Source organism: Halapricum desulfuricans (assembly GCF_017094465.1).
In the GTDB taxonomy this organism is placed as follows: Archaea; Halobacteriota; Halobacteria; order Halobacteriales; family Haloarculaceae; genus Halapricum.
Genome location: NZ_CP064792.1, coordinates 67,466 through 89,597, shown reverse-complemented (window position 1 = coordinate 89,597; position 22,132 = coordinate 67,466). Strand labels below are relative to the sequence as shown.

Sequence of the window (22,132 nt, the reverse complement as noted above, 5' to 3'; positions counted from 1 at the left end):
CGGTTTTTCCGGCTCACAGGAGCTTCAGTGGCCCCTCTTTCGTGACCTCCCCTGCGCCGTTCTGGAGGAAATAGAGATCAATCCATTCGCTACCATCCTCTCGGCAGAAGACCGGGATACAGGTCGTCGCGTGTTCGTAGTAGTTACCACACCGAGTTTCGATCTGATCACGAGTCCAACTCCCACCTTGTTCTAAGTCGTCACGATTTCTGACGTTCCACGAGTGCTCGTTGGCAGCGGCTTTCACCACCCGGAGAGAGAATTCTTTCTCATCGCGGAACGTGAACGGACCACTCATATCTCGTGCTCGTTCCAAGTCAGTCTTGTCTGCCCCATCCAATGCGAGCTTGTTTTCGAATACTGCACGAAATGCTCGCAGTTCAGGATACTCTTCGACGAGAAGTTTGTGTAGATAGTCGTGTACAGTGTCGTCGTAGTCCTCGAGCGTGAATCCATTCTCAGGCGAGATGATCTCTAACTCAGCGTCCGTCTGCTTCACGCGACGGGTTCTCGGCTCCAGAAGCGGGCAGAGGAACCCAAGATGGTCTGCATACAGCAGGTATGCGTAGCTGAAGAGCCGGGATCGAGACGGCGATTCCTTGACTGGGTCGTGGCCTTCAGCATAGTACTTCGAGTCGAGAACAGCGAGCGTTTCTTCTCCCCGCTCGATCGCGTGGTCTGGCTGGTGGTAGATGCCGCCCTCTCCTTCGAACGGTTTCACAGTCGGCGACCGAGCAGAGGTCACGTTCATCAGATCGTCGAGGTAGTCGTACTCTCTGACGCTCTCGAGTTGCCGTTCGATAACCACCTGTGAATACTGTTCGAAGAGCGACTCCATGTTGAGTACGTAATCGACAGTCAACTCCCGCTGCCCTTCCTGCAACTGCTGGCCGAGCGACGAAGACGCGATGGCCTTCGAAACGTCCAGTGCTTTCTGGTAGTAATGCCGTTGCTTTGGAAGATCGTACAGTGAGAAACTCCGATACTCAGGCATCTTTCGCGGAGAGCTCGTGACACCGATTTCTTCTAATTCACGCACTTCGCGATGGACCTGCGAGAAGATATGATCGTACGCAGGGTGATCGTATTCGTCGGAGTGTTCACGGAAGAGTCGGAGTAAGACGGTCCCAGCGTAATGGAGCAGCGAATTTGCGGGGTTGTCGTATTCGACTTCTTTGAGAATGCAGTGCACCTGCGTACTGCCTTCTGCTTGATTCACGAGCGTACGCTCGACGTCAATTTCTCCACGGACATCATCAAGATCTGCCCGTCTCGTCTCCAGATTTCTAATGAACCCGTTGCGATGGATGATGTCGATACCCTCGAGATAGTTGATCGCGAGGATGAGGAACACATCAGAGAGCTCGATATCGTCGGATAGGAAGCTCTGGAGAGGAACACCGTGGTACTCGATGGACCTGTTTTGATCGTAGACAGCCAGCACCATATCGAAGATGTGTTCCCAGTCGATCTTCGGATTGATCTGGATTTTCGACGACGGCGTCAGACTCACGACACCGACGACGTCGCTCGCTTCGATGCGGAGATTAGTCCCCTTCAACGTCGCAGTGACGACTTTGTATTCTGTCTCGTCGTCGAATCCCTTCTGAGTCTTCTTGTATACTCCAGGACTGATCTGATCGAAGTTTGCGCGGCGAAGCTGTTCACCGATCGACCCCGGGCAGTCCTCGATGAGAATTTGCCCGCGTTCTGGCACGTCAAACGTCTTTGGGGCGAATTTGTACTGTCTATCTACGCTACTGCTCATAGGATCCCATCTGTCGCTGCTCGGACTCGAGTTCCCGCTTCGCTAGATCGGCAGCCGGTTTGAGATTGTATTCTTCGAACTGGTCGTTGAGCGCTCTGTAGTGGTTCTCAATCCGCTCGATCTGGGGGAAGGCAGCTGAATTAAGCAACCGTGGGACGATGTACGTTCGGAACGCCTGACCAACGGCTTCCCCTGGGTTGTCGAGATAGAGATCTGGGTCGCTTGTAGCCTCACCCAAGAAGCGAGCGATGTCCTCGTAGTGCATCGGTCCGAATCGCATTATCGGGCCCTGTGATGTCTGGTCGTTGCCTTCATTGATCCCTTTGTAGTCTATCTCGAATAATTCGAGAAGGTCCGATTCATCGAACACGGGCGAGCCGCCATCGCTCACTTGCTCGATATGGTCATCGATGAATTTCTCGAAGAGCTCCCGACGACTCTCGTCACTATATTCATCCACCTCGATCATAGCGAAGCGACGAGTGATTGCATTGTCCAGCTCGTTCACCGTTCGATCGGACATGTTCATCGTACAGATGAGATTCACATCGTCGTTGAGGGTGATCGGCTCGCCGTCATCTGTTTCGATGAGTTCCTGCTGTGGGTTCTCGATGGCGGTGTACAGAGGACCGAAGATTTTGGAGATGTCAGCACGCGTGATCTCGTCGAGGATCACGGTGTAATCGATCGCGAAGTCTTTTGACCGCTTGATCGCCTCCGAAACGCAGCCCAATTCAGTCTGGTAGTTGAGTCGGTGACCGCTAAGTTTCGGCCCGATTCCACCGATGATATCCTTCGCTGTCCAAGACGGTGTCGCGGTGTTGAGTGAATAACCGATTGACTCTTCTAGGGCGAGTTGCTTCGCGAACGTGGTTTTCCCCGTACCAGTTGGACCGTAAAGAACGACAGGTTTGCCAGCTTTGAGGGCTGTCTTCGCATTCCGATACACGTCATCCGGGACGAGGACATCCCGGGGTGTATTGTCGTTGCGAGTTATGACTAACCGCTTGAGGTCTTTTGAGGCGACAGAGGACTTGAGGACCGCTCGTCGTACTTGCCCGATTCCACGCTCCCCATCGTGGACGGTATCGAGTTGTTGCTCCCTGATGAGGAAATCAAGGACACCTTCGTCTGTTGCGTTGTCGATTGCGTCAACTACCTTGTTGGGAACTTCTTTGAGAACGTTAAGATCTTCCTTTGCATCGTCTTCGGTATATTCGCCAGATGAACTGCTCATTGTCGGTGAATCTGCGCGTGGTGACAAAAAAGTAGTTGGTAGTGTTGTTCCGGGCCCTCTGTCGCTACAGGTCTATCTGGCGCAGTTCGAAGCCGAAAATGTATGATTCCGTAGACGAGTCAGGCGTGATGAAGTACTCTATACCCGTGCCTGATGCGGGGAGCGTATCTTGCAAGAGGCGATTTCTGAGTTACTACGACTCTTCATGCTCAGGAAGACCTGCATCGAATTCCTTGAGTTGCTTCTGTCTGCCCAACTCAGCAGTAACTCGCTCTTCACATTCTTCCCGGAGATCATCCTTCATATCCTCGATTCGCCAATCAACCCATTTGCTCTCAAGAACCTGCTCTAGGTCATCCTTGGCCGTATAGTTCGAGACTACTTTCAAGTCAGCACGTTCATCGTCCCATTCAGAGAGAAAATTAATACGTTTACCCGCATCAATCAGGTCATCCACAATATTCCTCACTCGTTCCTCAGAGTAGTTCAGTGAACCTTTCGTGACGTATGACTCGATATCTGCACGATCAACACAGGGATGCCGCCCTACGACTCGACGTGCTTGCACCACGACTCGTAGTTGATCGACAATAATTGCGGTTGGTAACACGTCTGCCTGGCCAAAACTCGTGGTAACCCGGTCCAGCTCTCCATTCAACGCAGTCACGTCATGCGTATGTCGGCGATCTAGTTCCTGAAGCATCGCATCTGGATCGTCACCTTCCAAGTTGTCCGGGAAGGTCGTCGGGCGGGCTTGGCGAATCCATAACTCGTCGTGGTGAGCGTCTACAACCTAGGTAATGAACTCGGCCCCTTCCTCGATAATGGCCTTCGCGATTTTGTCTCCGTGGTTGACGTACGTCGAAACCACGAACTCCATATGATCGATCTCGCTTCCTAGGTACTCCTCTTCGATGTGTTCCTTGTGGTCTTCCGCGACCTCCTTGCGCTCCTCAAGCTGATTCACCACAGTGTCAGCGCTCGCTGGGACTGAAGACTTTGCCTCACCGAAGATCACCTTCCCATCTAAATTCCACAAGAGGAAATCGAAGTTTGGAACGTCGAGTTCCTCTAACGGTTCGGCTGTGAAGAACTTGTAGCCAGCCGGCCGCTCCTGTACGAACGGGAAGATGGAGTAGCTGATTAGTTTTCGGTGTTGCCGTTGAACATTGATTTCCTCACGTAGGTCTTCACTCTTAGACTGCTCAGGGAACTCCTCGAGCTTATGCTCAACGCACTTGCCGTATAGTCCACGATACTTCGTTTCTTGACCCTCTGGCACCGATTCAGGAGGGTCAACATTCGTCATATGTTAGGCTGCTGACTGTGACTCGTACAGTCGCATTTCAGCGCCACCATCTAACAGCTGTATCACAGCTAGATAGAATTCGACAAGAGACGGGAACGAGCAGTCATGTTTCGGCACGATCCGCATCGACTCCTCGGTCGCACTAACGTTGAATAAGGATCCCCGGTTCTCGTCAGTAACCTGAGCAGAGAAGTCGAGCGATCCAGCCTGCTTGGTGACGTCGGTGAAGCTAAAATTCAGATCATCACTGTTCTTTGTGCCCTTGATAAAATTCTCTGCCTGCATCAAAGACACTTGCTGATCAAAATCAATCTCACCAGAACTCACCTTCGGCACTTGCACTTTCAAGTTTCCCGGCACCACCTCTCGCTTCTCGAACTTAATTTGATTCGCCACATCCAGCAACTCGAGAACGTTTACCACGACCTCACTCAGCAGGTCAAACAGGATGTTGAAGCTCTCTTTGGTGACAGTTTCGAGCGTGAATTTGCCGGACGTGTCAATTCGGATCGAGACGTTTTCGTGTTCGTACTGAATCCGGGTCGGAACAACACCATACTCGTCACGGAATTCATCTAGTCGGTCCCGTCCATCAGCGCCTTTGTATTCGATTTCGCGATCAACGTCTGGTCGCGTTCGAGCGTCAGCAAGGCTTGGCACTCGCTTCGACTTAAATTCGGAAATTCGCATATCGTCGTAGGTACTGAGGACGATTTCGTTCATCGTCTGGAAGTCTTCAGTCATAATCGGCATTGGCGACAAGCAGTTGCTGTGCTCCGAAACCGGACGGAGCGCCTGTCGAATCGCTTCCTCAGTTTCGGCAGTTAATACCATCTGAAGATCGTCTTTGTACTGCCCAACATAGAATTTTGCCGGCTGTTCAGCACCCTTTCGGTTCGTATACTCTCCGACAAACTTCGTGATATTGCCGAGTTCCTCAGTCTCGTAGTGTTCATCAAGGTAGTCGCGCCAGCCGTCGTCAGAGAGGTAGAGAAAGGATTTGATGCGTTGGCCGTGATACCCATCAAGGACACGTTCTGGCGAGTCGAAAATCACTCGACAGAACTCCTTGAGATCGTATGGTCCTTCTGGGATGTGCATTAGGTACCTCCAGCAGCGTTGCTTGTTGATTGTCGTACACCAAACCGTATATTAGTTTCCCATCTGTGGTGAAAGTAGAATATCGGATCAGTCATCTCAGCTCTCTGTTTCACTCTGAATCTCTGTTCGGATGTCTGTGAGTCTTGACTTGACTTCGTTCTCGATGTCCTTGAGTTCGGTATCGATATCGTCAGCGGTGGACCTGATAGATGTCGTTTTCTTTCTAATTGTGCTGAATCGATCTATATCGGCCTCAATTTCGCTGATGTCAGTCTGGATCGCTTCCGGGTCAAGACTATACCCGTATCGACGTGCATCTGAACAGCTCGAGTCCACGCCCAATTGAACGCGATGTGAAGATACCCTGGCTCAATCTCCACTCCTTCATCAGCACCCAGGGCAACCGAGAGACGATCGCTATCGAACTCGTGGAAGTACCCGACCTTGTTGGGAACTTGCTCTTCGGATTCGAACACGATGATTCCAGGTCAGCATCCCGATTCTCGCATGTTCCGGACGGTCGGAACGCCATCAATCTGCTCAGCGAAAGACTGGAGACCTGCAATCAGATCCTCCTCGGTGGGGCTAGACTCCATAATGATTCAGTCACTCCTATGCAGTAATTAAAGCCACTCTTATGAAACTAGTTAGATTCCGGAATGGTCCACTCCATGATGAGCCTGAAACCGTCCTCCAGATGGAACTCAACGAAGTGAACCCGTATTTCTCCGTGCTGAAATAGATGGCTAGCGGGAATCACAGCCGAAACGAAATCGTACAGGGAGCTGGCATCGAGAGCACCAACATGTCGTACTATTTTGACCGGCTGGAAACCCTCCGGATCATCGAGAAACACCATCCAGAACTCGCCGATCCGGCACGCAGCAAGCGGACGCGATACCGGATCCGAGATCCCGTCTTCCGGTTTTACTTCCGATTTCTATACGGTCGAGAAGGGAAGTACAAACTCTATGGCGAGAACGCCTATGCAGACCTTATCGAACCAGAATTACCCGACTTCGTAAGCGACACGTTCGAATCGCTCTGTCACCAAGCGGTGCCAGCGTTCCGTGTAGACTACCAGCTCACAGAGATGCCAAACCAGTGGTGGTACAAAGGCCGGGAGGTAGACATTGTCGCACCAACTGACGAGGCAACGCTGATCGCTGGCGAAGCGAAATTCACCAGCGCCCCTCTCGGATATGACGTGCTTTCAGATCTTGAAGACGACGTGGAGCATATCGACTGGACACCTCCCGGAGGCGGTGAGCCGACGTATGAATTGGCCTTATTCAGCCGCTCTGGGTTCAAACACTCGGTTGAAGAAGCTGCAAACGAGCGTGATGATCTCCGTTTCTTCGATCTATCCGACATCGTTGCTGTTCTTGAAGATGACGAGTAAAGCCAGGGCGTCTCTCGCTCATGGAGCAACGTGAACAGCAACCGCCATAAGGATGCTGTCCGTTGGAGTGCTATGTCACGTCAACTCGTTCGATGCGGTTCGTCTCTGAAGAAAGACGAACCAACCACGCTGACTGATCGTCGGCGTTTGATTTCGTGCTGATGTCAGCGGTTGCCCCGAGATACTGTATTTTTGTGCGGGAGTGAAGACTGGATTCGTGGTCATGGAGATGGCCGGAGAGGATGAAATCGAACTCTGCTTCGCGAAGTGGGTCTAATGCTTCTAGCCTGAGGCCGCTTTCGGTACGAGGGGGGTCAATTTCGTTGTGTACGACGAGAATTTGTTGGTCTGCGCCGGAAATATCGACGACTTCAGATGCGGTGGTACGGAAGTCTGCTTCTGGCTGGTTGTCGATGCCGAACAGCGCAATTTGGTTGTTCAGTTGTGTTCCGTTGGTATCGAGATGGTCGATTTCAACATCGTCAATTCGGTCGTAGAATTCGTTCGCGATGGTGACGCCGTGGTTCCCGTACACGAAATAAAATGGGATGTTATTCTGTGCCAGAATTTTGAACCCGCTTTCCGCGAGCTGGATGTCCTCAGTAGTTGGGTGATCGTCGAAGAGATCTCCCGCATAGATGACCGCGTCAACGTCGTATCGGGCCGCATACCCCATTGTAGCGATGAATTGTCGGCTCGTGTGATAGGGAGCGTTGGTATCTTCTGGCCGAGTCTCACGCCCGATGTGGCTGTCACCTAGTGCAAGTAAATCTACGACATCTTCGGGGCGCTGAACCGCGAAGTCCTTTGTACTGTGTAGTGTTACCTGGCCACCTTGGCGACGCGTTCCTCGACCGGATTTGAGTATATATCGCCATCCCTCGCGCCACCACGTATCCACGTCGTGGGTATGCCAAATCTTCACCTCAAATTCGTTTCCTGCCGTGTCTTCGACAGTAAGCAACCATCCAAGAGAGGAATTGAGATGCTGCTTCACGTCTCGGACTGTCACGAGTATCTCATCAAACCGTTCTCCATCCACAATCTCATCTCGAAGAGCCACTACCATTGAGGACACGCCTCCAAGACATAAAACGGCTCTCTGTCGTTGGAGAGGTGCAGGAAATGAACGATAAATAGGCGCACTTCGAACTGGATGACATTCCGCGAATTCCGATCCTGACGAAGAGTTACGGCCTCATATTACACCATCTCTGTTGTGGTTCAATCCATGATTTTCCCGAGCTCCCGAAGTTCGTCGCCAATCGCATCACGATCGGTACTGTTCCATTGGAATGATTCTGTTGTACGGTCCTCGGTGAAGCGAAGGTTGACAATGACGTCGCGTTCTGGGTCGTGTTCTAGCAGTGCTAGGGCATAGCTCATCATCTGTGGGCGATAGTGCTCGGCGAGATCCGCGGTTGTTCGCCTTCCCAATTGGTTCGTTTTGTAATCGGTGATGACGAACGCGTCTGGTGTCACGCGTAAGTGATCGATCTCGCCGATAATTTGGAACTCGCCGACATCGACTGAGACGGGGAGTTCTGCGTAGGTTTCGGCGTCTTCGTACTGGTCTACCTGGGCGTCGAGGAATGTCCGTGCGTCAGCAGCGTGCTCGATGACTTCCTCGATGGTTTCGTCGGTGATCTCGAAGTCGTTGACAGCAGCAACACGACGAGCGAGTGCGGGCCATTCTGAGCGTGGCTGGTCGAATTCGAGAACGCGGTGAACGATCGTCCCGAAGTCATCCCGTGGCAGCGTCTCATCGTCGGTTCCAGACTTGTCAGAATCGCCTGCCTGATTCGTATCCCCGTCTGGGCCTTCTTCAGAGTAGTCTGAAGCGGCGTGGACGAGCTGGGTGGCTGTCACCCGCTGTTGAGTCTCGGTATCAGGGCGATCTTCGATGTCGATGCGTGGGAACGGCTCTGACTCGTTTGCCGTGTCGTCGGCAGCGCTTAGTGGACGTCCTTCGCTGGGCAGAGAAACGGTGTACGTGCTATCGTCGAGGTGTGCGTGCACGCGTCCGGTACGGAAGAGTGGTTCGACGATGCTATCGCGATCAAGGAGAATCGGTTGGAGCCAGTCACGCCACGCTGTGGCCTCGTCGTGGTCGTTGATATCGGCAAAGCCGAGAGTATCGTCAGTGGTTTCGAATTCGTGGGTGCCACAAAGGAGGAGGTGATCGCGGGCCCGTGTGCAGGCGACATACAGCAGACGTTTGGCTTCGGCGCGTTCGCGCGGGAGTTCGATCGAGTCGGCATAGTTGTGAGCGGTTGTCTTTTCGACGTTGAACGCATCGCTGGGTGAGGGGCCGCCAGCAGCAAGGAATGGAGCGTCATCGTGGTCTGTGATAAGGCGGACATATCCGTAGTCATCGATGCTGCGACCGAAGTTTAGGTCGGCTCCAATGTCAGGGACAGTGACGATTGGGAACTCAAGGCCTTTCGCTGCGTGGATCGTCATAATGCGGACACCCTCCGTGCCTTCAGGCACCTCAGCCTCGCCTTCTCGGGGGTCAAGTTCGGCGTGCCGGTCGATGCGGCGCAGCATATTCGCGGCAGTTTGGGTACCGTCTTGTGACCAGTCGCGGATTTCGTCACGGAATTTTTCGACGTTGGCGACAGCTTGTTGGCCGCCTTCGTCAGCACCAATGCTGACAAGATAGCCTGTGTCGTCGAAGACGCGTGTGAGGACGCGGTTCCACGGCAAGACATCCGTGTCGTCACTGTGGACACAGCCGGCGAGTTCGCGCCACTTAGTGAGTAAATCGGCTGCGTCGGCCAGTTGTTGGTCGTCAGTCGTTTGGAGGGACTGCCACAGCGAGTCGTCCGTCGCTGCGAGACGGGCGAGTCGATCGTCGGGGAAGCCAAAGAGTGGCGATCGGAGGACGCCGTAGAGTGAGACGTCGTCAGTTGGGTCGGCGAGAACGCGCAGGAGATTGGTTAGCGTCTGGACTTCAGGCGTATCGTAGAAGCCCCGGCCGGAGATAACGGAGTATGGAATATCGTGGGCCTCCAGGGCCCGCTGGTATCGGTCGAGGTGGGTGCGGCGGCGTAAGAGGATCGCGACGTCTTCGGGTGTCGCTACAGTGATTTCCTCGTTGTCCGTGTCATAGATCTCCGGTGGGTCGGCAAGGAGGCCTGAGAGACGCGCACCGAGGGCTTCGGCTTCCGCTGCGATGGAATGCTCGGCCGCGGCGTCGATCACCGGGTGGTCCGTATCAAGCGCTTGTTCCGCGCTGTCTTCATCTTCGGGGACCACCAAGTACTCGACCGACCCCTCAAGCTCGGCGACCGGTTCGATCTCGTCACGCTCGAACGACAGTGCCTGTGGCTCGGCTTCGTAATCGGCGTACTCGCCGTCCAGCGGCTGGAAGACGTCTGCGAAGAGTTCGTTCAGGAACGTGAGTGGGCCATCAAGTGTCCGGAAGTTGCCGGACAGTTCGAGGTTTGTGGGTGCGTCTTGGTCGCTGTCGGGGATCGAATCACGGCCAAGAGCCTGATTTTGGTCGCGTAAGGCTTCTTTTGCAGTTTCGAAGGTCGTCACTTCGGCGCCGCGGAAGCCGTAGATACTCTGTTTTTTGTCCCCGACGAGGAACACGTTGTCTGTCGGGACGTCGTTGTCAGCCAACTTGGCAAGCAGTGACACCAGCTCCCATTGCCGACTGTCGGTATCCTGGAATTCGTCCACCATCAGCGCATCAAAGGACGACTGTAACGACGACTGGATGGCGGGGTTGTTTTGCAGGAAAGTGATCGTGGTTTCGATGAGATCCGGGAAATCTAACGCTTCGCGTTGTGCTTTCTCAGCTGCGTAGACGTCCGTGAGATCGTCAAATACCCGTGCCAACGCAAGGACATAGTGCGCGCTGTTGCGTTCAAGATCACCCGGCGTAGTGGCAATCGCCTCCTCAATCTCCACCAGCCGATCCAGGAGCGTGTTAAGCGCGTCTTTGCAGTCGCTGTAGGCTTGTGTTTCGTCGTTCCAGGTGGCTTTGGTCCCAACGAGGTGGTGGCTCGCACTTGCATACAACCCGCCAGAACTCTTCTCTAACAGGTCGTATAGATCGCGGGACGCGACCTGATACGCCCGCTCGTCATCAGCGCCTTGGACAGTCGCACCGATAGCTGCAACTTCTCGGAGGACGGCGACGCCGTCGGCGCCGTCCTCAACGTCGAACTCGCCGTCACGGAATCGCTGTGCCGTTTCCAGTGCTGCTTGCACGTCAGGATCGGTGAAGAAGTCTCTAGCAGTTGGACCGTCGAGTTCACAGACGTTCTCCCAGAGATAGTCCATATAATCGTCTACGTCTCGGTCTCGCCAGGTGTCCAGCCACGCCTCGCTGTCCGGGCGTGCATCTAATAGGCCAGCCAGGATATCGACGAGACGGCCGCGGGAGCCGAAGAGTCGAGACAAGAGATCGACATCGGGGTCGGCGGGATTGGCGTCGAGATATTCGACGATGATCTGTTGTTGGAGGTCCGCGGCGTCGTCTTCATCGAGAACATCGAACTCCATCGGGACGGGTGCTTGGACGGCGTTTTCACGGAGGAGTCGAGCACAGAAGGCGTGGATCGTGTGGGTGTAACCGTCATCGAGTTCGTCGAGGACTGCCCGCCAGCGCTCGTACTCCGCGGGATCCTCGACGGACTGTAGCTCCTCGTAGATCTCTTCACGCACTCGCGTTTCCAGCTCCGCGGCAGCCTTCCGCGTGAAGGTGATCGTCACGACATTTTTCGGGGTTGCAGACGGATTGGACCGGAGAAATTCGAGGTACCGGTGGGTGAGTGTCGTTGTTTTCCCCGTGCCAGCGCCAGCCGTGATCGTCACGTTCCGATCCAGCACCAACGCGTCTGCCTGTTCGTCTGTCGGTTCGATCGTTGTTGACTCCTCGCTTGAGTTGCCGTCAGTGGTGGCGGATGTTTTCTTGTCAGTCATCGGCTTCACCTCCGAACTCGTCGTCAAAATCACGGTCTGTCGCTCGGATCGGGACGTACGTCTGTGGATCAGGGTCGAGGAGATCAACCCGGTCCCGGCGTTGATGAGGGCGCACGTCACACGATCGCTGGAAGGCACAGTACTCGCATCCTGCTTCACTCTGTGAGAGCATCGTCGTCTGGAAGCGGCCGTGTTCTACGGCAGTGGAGATCGTTTCGAGACGCGCTGGTATCAATTCGTCAAGAAAGCGTCGAAGCTCGCTCTCGGAGTCGAATTTTGATTCGATTCCGCGTGGTTCATGGAGTTTGTTCGGCGGTTTCGTCTGGTAGTACGTCGCAGCGATATCGGTTACAGTGTCCATCTTATCCGCCAACACCTCTTCGGCAGCGAGGAGGTAGATCGGGAGTTGGAATGTCGTGCCACCGGTTGTTTTCGTCAGCGAGGGTGCGTACCCGGTCTTGTAGTCGAATAGCTGTATCTGGGTGCCCTCATCGCTGACACCGATATCGACACGGTCGATATAGCCGCGGAACTCGACTGCTTCGCCGTTCGGGAGTTCAATCGCAAATGGATCAAGGTCTTCACCGGGGAGTCCGGTGCCAAACGGCGGCTCGAACCACGCTGGGAGGGCGTCTCCGTCGCGGTTGTATTCTCGTTCGACAAACCGGCTGAACAACCCCTGATCAACACCTTCGTGTGGACGTGGCTCTCCGTGATGGGGGTTCGACTCCGGATCGCCCAGGCCCGCAAAGAGTTGTTCGAGCCACCGCTGATAGAATAGCCCTGAATAGTCGAATGCGGCGTCTTCGAGTTCGTCAAGCGCGATCTCAAGCATATGTGATTCGAGCGCAGCCTGATCATACTCCCGTAGATCAACTGTGTCTCCGGGCTCGGATTGGAGGGCTTTGTAGAAGCGTTCAAACGTGTCGTGGACGAATGTGCCCGTTTCCAAGGGGTCGGGCGTCCGTTCGACATCGTCGTTACCCTCAAGATCCAAGATATGCTCCATATAGAATTGGAAGCCGCAATTCACGTATCGCTCGATCCGACTAGCACTGTACGGTTCCCGGTCGGAGTCTGGATAGATGTCCGCGACCGTTGCGGGCTCAAGTAACCCATCGTGCGGCGATAGATCCGGTTCTGCGCGCTCGGCGGCACACGTGATTCCACGGTCCGCGCGAATGGTCTGTGCCGTGGTAAAGTCATCGCGTTCGCCCGCTGAATCGAGCGCCGCGCGGCGCTCCGAGAGTGGCGAGATTGCACGCTGAAGATCTTCCCGAGACCCAATTCTGTCGTCAACCCCGGTTGTCGGTTCGATCCCAGTTACGCGCGTGAGTTCGTCTAAGACAGGGGACCGGACCACAGCAGTTGAGTTCGGATCAGTGGACGGGGTTGTGATCGTAACTGTATCGGCGTTCCCGAGGAGACACGCGAACGTATATCGATCCCGGACCTGTTCGTCGAGCACCTCAAGTTTCGGGTGTGCGTCTACCATTTCCTCGAAAAAAGCGGGATGCCGGCGGACCGACGGGAAGTGGTCAGTTGTCAGGCCCACAATGTAGAGCTGATCGAACGCGAACTCCCTGGCATCCAGATGGTCCAAGACCGTAATCTGCTCAGATAGTCCATTATAACCGCTAAGGGAGACGCCTTGGACCGCCCGCAGCAGCGCTGCTGCCGGTGTGAGATCGGTCGCCGACGAAGAGGTCTCCTCAAACGAACCCAGGACCGCGTGAACGTGCTCAAGCGCAGCCTGCTCTTGTGCGGCATCGATTCGAGAATCAGGAGCTTCAACCGCTTCAGCAATCTGAAGCTCCTCCAGTTGCGTGCGAACTGTTTCAATCGCTGTCTCGAAGGGGTCCTCTCGAAGCGTCCGCAGTTGCTCAAGCAGTGTCTGGACTTGCTCGGCCAGCGTGGACGGCAACTGGTCTTGGACAGCGCTAACCCGGACAGAGTCGGTCCGGCGCTCGGCCGTGACGACGATATCTTCTTCAGCTGGCTCACAGAATGTGACGACTGGATTAGTAACGAGTTCGGTGAGCGCAGCGGCACGTGGATTGTCTTCAGATAGATCGATGAGATTCTGGACTGCGCTGCCCACAAATGTATCGGCCAGTGCGTTCCCCGTATCGACGGTGTAGGGCAGATCGAACGTATCGAAGACATCAGCAAGATATCCTTCATATGCCTGGAACCCGGGGACGACGACACCGATATCCGCAGAGCCTGCGTCATCTGCAAGTCGCGTGCGAATGTCGCGAGCGACGTACCTGATCTCCCGCTCTGGCGTTGGAAGTTCACGCCAGTGAAGCGACTCCGGCACCGTTCGGTCTTCAGGAGGCTGATTTCTATACAGTGACTGTGCTACTCGCTGGAGAGCAGCCGACCCATACGTTTCTGTGACCTGCTCGACATCGAACTCAAGATTAGCATAGATCTCGCGGATCGCTTCCGTTGCCTGATCAACCCCGTCCGAGCGCGATGGCGTAAACGTCGGCACGATCGCAGCAGTCGGAAATGCTTCGATGAGAGCTTCTATGACGGACTGTTCAACAGATCCAGGTTGCAGGTGTCCAGACAAAACGACGGCATCAATATGCGGCTGAAGGTCCGCAATGTCGGCATCACCAACGGTTTCGAATGCGTGACTGTACGTGACATACCACGGTTCGGACACCGCTTCGCGTCGTTGGTAGTAGGCCTCGTATGCATCGACGGTCGTGTCCCGAATTCGAGCCGGCAGCTCCGACTGTTGAAATTCGCTTTTCACTCGATCTGGGTTGTTGAGACCAACGTTTTCGAAGCGAGCAAAGCGGCGGTTGAACGCATCGACGAGATTCGCAGAGGCGTATGGCTGAGTGGACATCCACGGCCGATCTTCGATAATAGTATCGAGGCTATGCTCAAGCGCTCGCCGGTCAAGCTCTTCCGGAATCTGTGAACTTGGGCCGACAATCTGTTCGTGACAATCATAGACAAAAGTGGTCAGCGTTTCCACTCGAAGTGTTAGGTGATCATACGTCTCTTGCCATCGCTGCTGGATCTGGTCGTGCCTGTTCGCTGTCTCTGAGAGATACAGGATGCGACCAATCCCGTCTCCGGCGATAGAGTGCGCCCACTCGAATGCCTCAGTTTCCAGCGCCAACTGATTAGATCCAGTAAAGAGCTTCCGCTCTGTCATTGGTTGTCTTGCTTCGTCTGCCCCCTTCTATCTTTGCACTATGCCAGACCGGCTGGTTCCTCGATCCCGTAAGTGGACTGTACTGATTTTCGTGTTTGCTGCGTTCTGGGTAGTCCCGGTTATTTATCACCTCAGGATGTTTGTGTGTAGTGAATGGAGTGGTTTAGCATAGCAGTTGTCTTACTATTTACCGTTATTATATTTCTAATCACAAGTGAATCATCTAGCTCCTCGAAAACAGAAGATGATCCAACGGATTCGACGGATTCGACGAATCTGATGGAAGAAGCGGACGAGGATCTGGATATGAGTGAAAAGCTAGATAGATTGCCAGATATTGATAGGTTAGGAGATGATTCTGGTAGTAAGGAATTGGGGGATGAGTCGTGGCGGCGGAAACAAAATCAAGGGTCAATCGAAGATAGACGGGGTCCTGGGAGGCTCTAAGATGGCGGTAGACGAGATAGCCTCGACAAATTCAGGGTATAGCTGATTCAGCGGAGAGAGATTTTCACCGCGTGAACGCGCGGCGGTCGGATATAGTGACTGGTGCCACGCTGTTAAAAAGGTGAATTCAGTCGATCTGGTTGGGGAAACGCTGGCAAGCGACCCGGGAAGGCCGTGGATTTTATTTACCAGTGAGGTATTATTCTTATCGCACTGTTTGGTCGCACTCATGAACGACGCTTTATCACTTCTGTACACCGGAGACCTCCACCTCGGTCGTCACCCGAGTCGGATTCCGGATGACCTGGATGGCCCTGGCCTGTCGCCGAAGGCTGTCTGGCTGTCGGCGGTCCGCGAAGCAATCGAACAGGATGTTGATGCAGTCGTGGTTGCTGGTGACATTGTTGATCAAGAGAATCGGTATTTCGAGGCATACGGGACGTTCGAGGACGGGATTGCCCAACTGGATGACGCAGGGATTCCGGTTGTCGTGGTTGCTGGGAATCACGACTATGAAGCCCTTCCGGAGATGGTCGATAATCTGGATTCCGACACACTTCAGTTTCTCGGGAGAGGGGGTGAGTGGGAGCGCTGGACGCTTGAAGAAGACGGGGAGCCGGTAGTTCATTTCGATGGCTGGTCGTTTGCGGCTGAACACGTCTACGAGTCTCCGCTTGCGGAGTACGAGCTTTCGGGGACTGATGATGTGCCGCAGATCGGTGTGCTTCATGCCGATCTTGATTCGCGGGGCAGCCGGTACGCACCGGTGCTGTCCAGTGACCTTCGTGATACCGCTGTAGATGCCTGGCTACTTGGTCATATTCACAGTCCAGGGATCCGGATTGATTCGCGTCCGCTGGCGTTGTACTCGGGGTCGCCACAACCGCTTGATCCGGGTGAACAGCAGGCTCATGGCCCGTGGATGATTACGATACTTGAAACCGGAGAGGTGCGTGCTGAACAGATTCCGTTGGCATCTGTTCGCTACGATCAGGTTTCGGTCGATGTGTCTGGGGTAGATGACCCGCAAGAAGCGACAGCCGTGATTTCGGCAGAACTCAAGGACCACGTTCGAGCTGACCTTGATGCGAGCTCGTTGGAGCTCAGCCTTGTTCGAGTGCACCTTACTGGTCGGACAGCGGCCCATTCAGCGCTTGTCGATCAGCATCGGTCGATGGAGCGTGACCTCGGATTCCGGGAGGGGTCAGTTTCGGTTCGGATCGAATCGATTGACGTCGATACCCGCCCAGAAATTGATCTTGAAGCGCTTGCAGAGGGGGAGAATGCAGCTGCGTACCTCGCTAACCTCCTGCTCGAAATCGAGAACGGTGATCCTCGCGATACCTACGGCGAGGTGGTCGAGGACTCGTTGATGGCTGTGCGGCAGGCGCATAGTGCGAATGCGTATAATCCGCTTCGACGCGAAACAGAACTGGAGGAGCCGGGTGACGCTGATGCTATCGAGCATCTTGAACAGCAGGCACGAGTCCTGCTCGATACTCTACTCAGCCAAAAGGAGGGGAATGCGTGACCAGAGATCCGATTTGCTTCGAGGAGGTCCAAATTGTCCAAGCGCCTGGGTTCGAAACGGGCGGCTTCTCGGTTGACGACCTCTGTTCTGGGATCAATGTCATTCATGGGCCGAATGCGGCAGGAAAGACGACGCTTGCGGAGTCGCTCGAATGGCTATGTTGGCCTGAGACTGCGGATGAACGGACATCTCTTGTGGGGCAGCTCTCATTGAATGGGGAATCCTGGCGGGTCGAGGTCGATAATGGACGCGCGAACTACCAACGTGATGGCCAGGCGGCGAACGGTCCAAATCTTCCGCCGGCCGATCAACGCGACCGCTACCGTCTGTCTCTCCACGATCTGCTCCAGCGGGACAACAACAATGAGTCGTTCGCTAAAATAATCGAGCGAGAATCTGCTGGCGGGTATGATCTCTCTGCAGCATACGATGAGCTCGGGTATTCGGATTCGCCGAGTCGGGCGAACAGGAACGTCGTCCAGAATGCCAAGGGAGCGATTCGGGAGTTGCGTGAGGCACGGAACGATGTTTCCGAACTCCGCCAGGAGCAGAATGAACTCTCTCGGCTCCGGAGTAAACTTGAGGCGGCGCGTCACGCACAAGAGCGAGCCGAACTGCTCAAGCAGGCGATTGACTATGCACAGGCGAGAAACGAACTGGCGCAGGCTGAATCGAGGCTTGATGAGTTCCCCGATATCTTGGATCAGGTTGACGATGACGAAATCGAGCGGGTTCGATCCATCGAGGCGGACCTCGATGAATGGACCAAGAAAAAAGACGACGCAGAGAAAACGAAAACGGATGCTCAGGAACGGCTTGCTGAGACCGACCTTCCTGAAGACGGCCTGCCGACAGGCCGTATCGACCATCTAAAAGCGCTTCGTGATGATCTCGATGCTGCGGGGGACCGGAAACGCGAACTCGAGGGCGACTTGGCTGACGCCGAACGGCAGCGCAAAACGGCTCGCGAGGACATTCCCCTCGATGTCGATACTGGGGATCTCGTTGATTTGGAACCCGTGACGTGGAAGACTGTCTCGAAGTTTGCGCGCGAGGCCGAAGCACTCCAGTCCGAGCGTGAAACCCGGGACGCTGTTGAGCGACTTCTAGAGGATGGGGAGCAGCCTGAGCCGGATCTACCGACGCTTCAACGTGCGAGTCAGTCCCTGGAGGAGTGGCTGGCTGCGTCCGCTTTGACTACGTCGAACGACGGGTCGGAAGCGTTCCGAATCGCTGTGTTCTCGGCTGTTTCGCTCGCCTCGACAGGGATCGCGCTGGGTCTCTTGGTTAATCCACTGCTGTTCTCCATCTTACTTGTCGCCGCTGGTATCTTCTGGTATGGACTACGCGCTCGCTCACAGTCCGTAGACGGCGGGGATTCACAGCAGCCGCACCGCGAGGCGTTCGAAAAAACCGGTCTGGAACCGCCGACGATGTGGAGCGACGACGAGGTTCGGTCCCGACTAATCGAACTGTACGATGCAATCGCAGCGCACAAGCTGGCCGAGCGACGGTCTGAATGGCGCGATAGCCTGGCGACGGATAGGGACTCGCTCGAACAGCAAGAGCAGGAGTTGGAGGAAACCCGTGCCGAACTCCAAGACCAGTTGGGCGCTGCGCCAGATGCGTCTGATGTCGAACTCGCTGTGATCTCCAAGCGAGTCCTCGACTGGCAGGAAGCCCACGACGAGGTTGAAGGACTGCAAGAGAGCATTGACACCGTCGACGAGCAGATTGCGAGTGCTCGCGAGCAACTCCACACAAAACTCGCTCCGTACGGCTACGATGACGTGCAGAGCTCCGGCGAGGCAACTGAGACAATCCGACAGCTGGAGACCCGTGAACAGCAACGCGAAGCCGCACAGCGGGACCTCGATCAGGCTACCGCGACGATGCAGGAAGCGACCGAGAAAATAGGTGCGCTGGCGGATGAACGCGATGCAATCTTTACGGCTCTGGATCTTGACTCCGATGACCACGATCGGCTGGAGGAACTCTGTGAGCAGGTCGACGCATACGAATCGGCTGTGGAGGAGGTGCGAGCAGCTAAGATCCGGGCGGACGCGGCAGCTGACGAACTCGAAAGCTACCCAGACTTTGAGCCGGACCTCAAGGAGCAAGATATTGCTGACCTCAGAGAGGACCTTCGTGAGGCGGAACGAACTGCCGAGGAGTTCGATGAGTTGCAGTCACGGATTGCTGATATCAGGGCGGAGATTAGGCAGGCGAAGTCCGACGATCAAGTAGAAATGGCGCTTGCGGAGCGTGATCGGGCGCTCGATGATCTGAAAGACCAACTTCAGGATGACTGTGCTGCGATGGTGGGGGACGTCCTAGTGGATCATATTCAGGAGGCGACGATGGAGACGAGTCGCCCGGACGTCTTCGAGCAGGCTCGGGAAATCCTGGCGACGATCACTTGTGGCCGGTATCGATTGGACTTTGATGAGGCCGAAGCCGAATTCCGAGTATTCGACGAAACCAAGCAAAAAGGGCTTGCACTCGATGAGCTTTCGAGCGGCACTCGGGTGCAGGTTCTGCTCGCCGTCCGAATCGCGTTCGTCGAACAGCAGGAACAGGGAGTTCAGATCCCACTCCTCCTTGATGAAACACTCGCTAACACTGACGATCGCAGGGCGAGGACGATCATCGAGTCGACGATCGAACTTGCGCGGAACGGTCGACAGGTCTTCTATTTCACTGCGCAGGGTGATGAAGTGGCGAAGTGGACTGCTGCACTGGAGAGCACGAACGGTGTCACCCACAAAATCATCGACCTCACAACGGTTCGCGATGTCGATGAGTCCGTCTATATTCCCCATATAGACTCTGTCGAATCGTTCACTCCGAAGCCCCCTCGTCCCAACGGTCACGACCACGCTTCATATGGGGACGAACTCGAAGTGGATTCATTCAATCCCCACCGTGGCGCCGGAACAGCGCACCTGTGGTACGTAATCGACGATGTCGACACGCTCCATCAGCTCTTAGAGCTCGGGATCGAGCACTGGGGGCAGCTGAAGAACCTACTCCAGTGGGGTAACGGAGACCTGTCCTCAGTTGATTCCGACCAGATAACGATAGTAGAGAAGAATGCTGCGGCGCTGAACGAGTTCGTCGACGCTTGGAAAGTCGGCCGTGGCGAGCCCGTTGATCGAGAGATTCTCGAAGCCTCTGGCGCGGTGAGCGGTACCTTTATCGACGAAGTTAGTGAACTTGCTGAGTCAGTCAATGGGGATGGTAGACAGATCGTCGACGCCCTGCACAATGGCGAGGTGAACCGCTTCCGAAGCGGAAAAGCAAACAAGCTCAAGACGTATCTCGAAGAGAACGGGTACATCGAACCTCGTGAGACATTAGATTATGGCCAGATCCGCGCCCGCGTCATCGAGCGCTACGTCGACGAAGGTGTCTCTCGGGACGAAGCTACAGACAGGACCGACGAACTGCTATCACGCTTGGGTGAGGCCTAATTCTCGCGAACTACTCACAGATGTCGTGCCCCGCTAGAGACCGATTATAGGATTTATTTTTCCCAAGGGGGAGAGGAGAATGGTACAGAATTTTAAGCTGGTAGCCCGGGGGCGGTGACCCCGAGTTGGATTGCAGCACTATATTGTCCCATTCCAGGAGTGCAGTGATGGGGGTTTATGCGGTTGTCAGGTTCAGTATGAGTGAATGGTTGACCGCCGGAGGCAATGGCGTGCTGAAAATCAAGATATCTCTATCAAGAGTAAGCGCGGTAAACAAGCCTACATCGTAAGCGGGAGTGAGGGGGACCCGTACGATGTTGATCTTGACATCCCATACTGTGAGTGCAAAGATTGGGAGAAGCGATCTCCATCAGGTGGCTGTAAACATATTTTGAAAGTCAAGATCAGGCAGGGTATCCTTGATCCGCTGCCAAGTGCAAAGACCAATTACGGAGCTGCGGACAATCGATCAGGAAGCAATTACTCTGCAAATTGGTCATCCCTTAGTGACCAGACAAAAGAGCGGGATGGTTGGGGATGTCAAAAGTGTGGTGCTGAAGGTGGGAAAAATGGGACAGTAAAATTACAGGCACATCATATAATTCCTAAATCAGAAGGTGGGCAAGATCAGAAAAGTAATCTCATAACAGTCTGCGCCAAGTGTCACGAAGAGATACATAGACATCCGATTCCTGAAGGAAATAGGGGAAGAGGCCACGCACGGACATCAGAAGCGTTAGAATATTTCCTCTCTGATAAGCAGCCATTTAATCCACGTTCGAACTCGCAAACCCCTCATGAAGACTCAATCAATTCTAAAGAAGAGAGACAGACCGAAAGTTCTGGAAGTGGCTCTGCTGGTTCGAGTAACAATCGTTCTTCAACTGGGTTTTGCGTAGATTCTCGCAATATAAATGGTTTGCAGCACACTCAGCTCGGATATGAGTGGAATACCTCCCAAAGTAGCTCCGCCACCAAATCACTGAAGAGTCGAAATACAGAGAAAACGCAGAATGACAGTCAGGAGCAAGCCCAATCACAACCCATCGAGAACGATGACGAACCTGATCCTGACGCTTCAGAAGCTGTAATGGGCGGTTTTATCTTATCTTTAGTTATTGGTGGTATAATTTATATAATAACATCCCCCTCAGTTGGAGTCGCAGCGTTTGCGCTGGCTATGACTCTATTCATTTGGGCCGGAATATCAGAAATGGACTGAATAATAACACGAACCCTTGAGAGGTATTTTGCTCTTTACTTGACCTTGTTTCGTATTGAAAACAGTATCACGAGGTCACTCTGTCGCTGCCTGCCGACAGTGAGCAACGAATTCGGTGACCATTGTTTCAAAGTTATCGAGATTCTCGCCGCGCGTTAGGATGTCAAATGATATGCTCTTTTCTCCTGCAGGCACGCCATCGAGGGTTTCGAATGTGGTTCGAAAGTCATCGTATGCGCTTGGGTCCTATGGAACTGGCGAGGATGCCGGATCGTCATCATTCAGCGGCATCCTTGCAGGCCGGATCTTCAGTTTCCCAGTGACATTCGCCGTGAACACGCTCGGCGTGCCACTGTAGTCCCCCTGGTGGGCTGATACTTGGAGACCAAAATTCGTATTTTTCGCTCCGCCGATATCGACCGCATCGCTGAGATCTTTCGAATATTCGTACAGATCAACGCCGAGCCGTCTACATTTCCTCGATTAGCCGAAGCTGGCGAAACTGAATCGTTGGAGCGGAGGC

General features: G+C 54.4%; 11 protein-coding genes and 1 pseudogene. 4 read left to right on the top strand and 8 right to left on the bottom strand.

What is annotated here, in order from left to right; translation table 11 throughout:
• Positions 1-13: 13 nt before the first annotated feature.
• The 5 genes from HSEST_RS14090 to HSEST_RS14070 all read right to left on the bottom strand — a co-directional run bounded on the left by HSEST_RS14090 (position 14) and on the right by HSEST_RS14070 (position 5,415).
• Positions 14-1,768 carry a 5-methylcytosine restriction system specificity protein McrC gene (locus HSEST_RS14090; RefSeq protein WP_229123139.1) on the bottom strand — a complete coding sequence of 585 codons (1,755 nt, stop codon included), beginning with the start codon at positions 1,766-1,768 and terminating at the stop codon, positions 14-16.
• On the bottom strand, positions 1,758-3,005 hold the full coding sequence (locus HSEST_RS14085) for an AAA family ATPase (RefSeq protein ID WP_229123138.1): 1,248 nt from the start codon (positions 3,003-3,005) through the stop codon (positions 1,758-1,760). Before HSEST_RS14085 ends, HSEST_RS14090 begins: the two co-directional genes overlap by 11 nt.
• Positions 3,006-3,198: 193 nt before the next feature.
• Positions 3,199-3,708, bottom strand: coding sequence for a hypothetical protein (locus tag HSEST_RS14080; RefSeq protein ID WP_229123137.1), 510 nt, complete (start codon positions 3,706-3,708; stop codon positions 3,199-3,201).
• A 90-nt stretch (positions 3,709-3,798) separates the two neighbouring features.
• Entirely contained in the window at positions 3,799-4,314 is a 516-nt protein-coding gene (locus HSEST_RS14075; RefSeq protein WP_229123136.1) for a hypothetical protein, read from the bottom strand.
• Positions 4,315-4,317: 3 nt separating this feature from the next.
• Positions 4,318-5,415: a hypothetical protein gene (locus tag HSEST_RS14070; RefSeq protein WP_229123135.1), complete on the bottom strand. Its 1,098-nt coding sequence runs from the start codon at positions 5,413-5,415 to the stop codon at positions 4,318-4,320.
• A gap of 658 nt (positions 5,416-6,073) precedes the next feature.
• On the opposite strand from HSEST_RS14070, the pseudogene HSEST_RS14065 reads away from it, so the two are divergent.
• Positions 6,074-6,817 (top strand): annotated as a pseudogene (locus tag HSEST_RS14065) (ATP-binding protein); the annotation flags it as partial.
• Positions 6,818-6,887: 70 nt separating this feature from the next.
• On the opposite strand, the gene HSEST_RS14060 reads toward HSEST_RS14065, so the two are convergent.
• From HSEST_RS14060 to HSEST_RS14050, 3 genes are all read right to left on the bottom strand, one after another.
• Positions 6,888-7,880 carry a metallophosphoesterase family protein gene (locus HSEST_RS14060; protein ID WP_229123134.1) on the bottom strand — a complete coding sequence of 331 codons (993 nt, stop codon included), beginning with the start codon at positions 7,878-7,880 and terminating at the stop codon, positions 6,888-6,890.
• Positions 7,881-8,041: 161 nt separating this feature from the next.
• On the bottom strand, positions 8,042-11,755 hold the full coding sequence (locus HSEST_RS14055) for a UvrD-helicase domain-containing protein (protein WP_229123133.1): 3,714 nt from the start codon (positions 11,753-11,755) through the stop codon (positions 8,042-8,044).
• Positions 11,748-14,936, bottom strand: a complete 3,189-nt coding sequence (locus HSEST_RS14050; protein ID WP_229123132.1) for a PD-(D/E)XK nuclease family protein — start codon at positions 14,934-14,936, stop codon at positions 11,748-11,750. Before HSEST_RS14050 ends, HSEST_RS14055 begins: the two co-directional genes overlap by 8 nt.
• A gap of 568 nt (positions 14,937-15,504) precedes the next feature.
• Here HSEST_RS14050 and HSEST_RS14045 point away from each other — a divergent pair.
• The 3 genes from HSEST_RS14045 to HSEST_RS14035 all read left to right on the top strand — a co-directional run bounded on the left by HSEST_RS14045 (position 15,505) and on the right by HSEST_RS14035 (position 21,609).
• Positions 15,505-16,914 carry a metallophosphoesterase family protein gene (locus HSEST_RS14045; RefSeq protein ID WP_229123131.1) on the top strand — a complete coding sequence of 470 codons (1,410 nt, stop codon included), beginning with the start codon at positions 15,505-15,507 and terminating at the stop codon, positions 16,912-16,914.
• Positions 16,911-20,387, top strand: a complete 3,477-nt coding sequence (locus HSEST_RS14040; protein ID WP_229123130.1) for an AAA family ATPase — start codon at positions 16,911-16,913, stop codon at positions 20,385-20,387. Before HSEST_RS14045 ends, HSEST_RS14040 begins: the two co-directional genes overlap by 4 nt.
• Before the next feature lie 205 nt (positions 20,388-20,592).
• Complete coding sequence (locus HSEST_RS14035; protein WP_229123129.1) at positions 20,593-21,609, top strand: HNH endonuclease; 1,017 nt, start codon at positions 20,593-20,595, stop codon at positions 21,607-21,609.
• Positions 21,610-22,132: the final 523 nt, after the last annotated feature.